We start from the raw sequence: 1,077 nt of genomic DNA on the forward strand, positions 1-1,077 counted from the left end.
GAATCGCCACGCGATGGGTGACCGAGTCCGGGTTCCAGGGCGTGGCCCCAGCCGGGTCATGAGAGAACACGAACGCGTCGTCCGACAGGTCAAGCGCGACCTTGGCGAGCCGGGCCACTACACGGTCTCGCTCCTCTTCGAGGATCTGACAGGTGACCTCATCGAAGGCGAGAGTGCGTTTCTGATGGGTCTTGGTGTCCTTGTGCAGCTTCTGCCCACCGCGGACCGCGTAGTTCTGCGCGATGCGGATCGTGCCGCCGGCCAGGTCGAGGTTCTTCCAACGGAGCTCACACAGTTCACCGCGCCGGGCGCCCGCGGTGACGGCCAGCCACAAGAACACCGCCAGCAGCGCGTCGAGCTCCCACGCCGTCGTCAGCAGCCTCGCGACCTCCGCCGGCGACGGGGGCTCGGGCTCGACGGCGTGGGAACGATGGAGCCGGGCTCGTTCGGCCGGATTCTCCTCAATCCACTCCCAGCGGACAGCCGCGGCGAACGCGCCGGACAGGATCGCGTGGATCTGGCGGATCGTGCTGGTCGCCAGCGGCGAGCAGACGTGGTCTTTCTTACGCCGCACGTTGCCGTCGCAGAGCTTCCGGCAGACACGCAGCCGGGCGTACAGGAGCTCGAGCGTCCGCGTCGTGACCTCCCGGGCACGCTTCGACCCGAGAACAGGTGTGATGTTCCGCCGGGCGTACCCGGCGTACATATGCCGCGTCGTCGGCTCGATGTCGGCGGTCGCCAGGTACTCCTCGACCAAACGCTCAACGGTGGCGTCGGACTCCGGCCGCCTGCCCGCCGCGGCCTTCGCGTGGAGTCGTTCGGCCGCCGCTTCGACCTGGTCGGCCCGTTTCACCGTCTCCTTGAGGTAGATCTCCTTGCCGCTCACCGGATCGCGTCCGCCGTACACCCGGACCCGGAGGGATCCGCTCGGCAAACGCTCAACGTGATGCTTCGACATATGCGAAGAGTAAACGCCAGATCGGCACCAGTCCACGAACCCAGTCCACGCGACGACCGACAGATCGCGCTTGATGATCTATAAAGTTGCAAAACGCCTGGTAGACAAGGCTGTCAGGC

General features: G+C 66.4%; 1 protein-coding gene. It reads right to left on the reverse strand.

The annotated features are described in order from the left end of the window. Nucleotides 1–886, reverse strand: an 886-nt coding sequence (locus tag MJ785_RS13535) for a tyrosine-type recombinase/integrase (RefSeq protein WP_239381203.1), incomplete at its 3' end; no start/stop codon positions are given. Between the last annotated feature and the right edge of the window lie 191 nt (nucleotides 887–1,077).

Origin of the sequence: Protofrankia sp. CiT1 (assembly GCF_917627335.1) — a bacterium.
GTDB lineage: Bacteria > Actinomycetota > Actinomycetes > Frankiales > Frankiaceae > Protofrankia.